Genomic DNA, 1,119 nt, shown 5'->3' with positions numbered 1-1,119 from the left:
GACTTATTCCCAGGCGAATACAAAAAAATTCATATGCCTAATAATACCGGCGCTCCGTTTATCATGAGTTGTATCTTCTTCGCATGGGGATTCTCATTTGTATTCGGCATTTGGATTTCTGTCATAATCACTACCATTGGTATTTTCGCTTGTTTAGCTTATCGTTCCTTCGAGAGGGATCACGGCCATTATGTTTCAGTTAAAGAAATTGAAGAAACAGAAAAAAAATTGCGAGGTGCTAGTTTATGAAAACCGATCACTCGCTGCCACTTGAATACAGCACAGAACAAAATCAAATCAACATTTTAGGATTCTGGATTTTCCTTGGTGCGGAAATTATGCTGTTCGGTACGCTCTTCGCTTCCTATTTCACATTAGTGGATCGTACCGCACTTGGCCCTACGGGTAAAGAAATGTTCGAGATCACGCCCGTACTCATCGAAACCCTTTTGCTCTTAACAAGTAGTTTCATCATTGGCCTCGGCGTCCATGCCATGCGGCTTGGCAATAAGAAGGCCATGATGATCTTCTTCGGAATCACCCTTCTTCTTGGGGCAGGGTTCCTAGGTCTCGAAATATTTGAGTTCATTCATTATGTTCATATTGGTGCAGGGCTGCAAACAAGTGCATTCACAGCGATCCTGTTGACCACATTAGGTACGCATGGAGCGCACGTTACATTCGGTCTATTCTGGGGATTATTCATCATCTTACAAGTGAAGAGAGACGGACTTACGCCTGAAACAGCTAACAAATCCTTCATCTTCTCCCTCTACTGGCATTTCTTAGACGTAGTCTGGATCTTCATCTTCAGCTTCGTCTACCTGAAAGGAATGATGTAACATGAAAGAGTTATTCCCGCGTAAACAAGTCATGGGTTTTGTATTCTCGATGGTCCTTACTGCCGCGGCCCTTGCCGTATACTTCTTGGATATGTCATTCGCTGTTGGCATGACGGTGCTTCTGGTAACAGCCTTCATACAAGCAGGCCTACAACTCGTAGTGTTCATGCATGCCGGTGAAACAGGGGATCGAGGAGCGATCTACACGAACATCTATTATGCATTAGCCATAGCTCTGGTTACCGTCTTCGGCACATTATTGTGTATGGTCTGGGGT

Annotated in this window: 2 protein-coding genes and 1 pseudogene; all 3 read left to right on the top strand. The window is 44.2% G+C overall.

Translation table 11 applies throughout. The features are described from left to right. Window positions 1-249: pseudogene (locus AC1DWB_RS35805) on the top strand (cytochrome ubiquinol oxidase subunit I); the annotation flags it as partial. Further along, a complete protein-coding gene (gene qoxC / locus AC1DWB_RS35800; protein ID WP_477545815.1) occupies window positions 246-842 on the top strand; it encodes a cytochrome aa3 quinol oxidase subunit III in 597 nt (198 codons plus the stop codon). The pseudogene AC1DWB_RS35805 and the gene qoxC, both read left to right, overlap by 4 nt. Window position 843: 1 nt before the next feature. Then, the coding region (qoxD, locus tag AC1DWB_RS35795) for a cytochrome aa3 quinol oxidase subunit IV (RefSeq protein WP_477545814.1) at window positions 844-1,119 on the top strand (276 nt) is incomplete at its 3' end.

Source organism: Paenibacillus sp. P4_E11, from assembly GCF_056401635.1.
Note: the sequence above shows the minus strand (reverse complement) of the source record. Positions and strands in the feature narration are given on the sequence as shown.

Bases quoted from the DNA above. Each gene is read 5' to 3' on its own strand.
- qoxC (WP_477545815.1), top strand. From the start codon at position 246: ATGAAAACCGATCACTCGCTGCCACTTGAATACAGCACAGAACAAAAT.